Raw genomic sequence first — 546 nt, forward strand, 5'->3', positions numbered from 1 at the left:
ATCACCTCGCCGGCGCTTTTCGCAGATTAGCACGTCCTTCATCGCCTCTGACTGCCAGGGCATCCACCGTGTACGCTTAGTCGCTTAACCTCACAACCCGAAGATGTTTCTTTCGATTCATCATCGACTTGCGAAAATTTGAGAGACTCGAACACACATAACATGTGTGTCGTTTCAATTTTCAGCTTGATCCAGATTTTTAAAGAGCAAATATCTCAAACGTCACCCGAAGATGAGTTTTGAGATATGACGGCAGGTGACTTTCACTCACGAACCAGCAAGTGGCGTCCCCTAGGGGATTCGAACCCCTGTTACCGCCGTGAAAGGGCGGTGTCCTGGGCCTCTAGACGAAGGGGACACTGAAGTCTCAATCGCAAGACGCCTTGCTATTTACTTTTCATCAGACAATCTGTGTGAGCACTGCAAAGGCAGGTTCTTTAAGGTAAGGAGGTGATCCAACCGCAGGTTCCCCTACGGTTACCTTGTTACGACTTCACCCCAGTCATGAATCACAAAGTGGTAAGCGCCCTCCCGAAGGTTAAGCTA

General features: G+C 49.3%; 1 tRNA gene and 2 rRNA genes. All 3 read right to left on the reverse strand.

Annotated elements, in window-relative coordinates:
• Positions 1 to 90: ribosomal RNA gene (locus SPH27_RS23050) — 23S ribosomal RNA — on the reverse strand; the annotation flags it as partial.
• A gap of 192 nt (positions 91 to 282) precedes the next feature.
• Positions 283 to 358: transfer RNA gene (locus SPH27_RS23055), tRNA-Glu, on the reverse strand.
• A gap of 85 nt (positions 359 to 443) precedes the next feature.
• Positions 444 to 546 (reverse strand): 16S ribosomal RNA (locus SPH27_RS23060); the annotation flags it as partial.

Origin of the sequence: Enterobacter sp. A103 (genome assembly GCF_034427535.1) — a bacterium.
Classification (GTDB): domain Bacteria; phylum Pseudomonadota; class Gammaproteobacteria; order Enterobacterales; family Enterobacteriaceae; genus Enterobacter; species Enterobacter asburiae_B.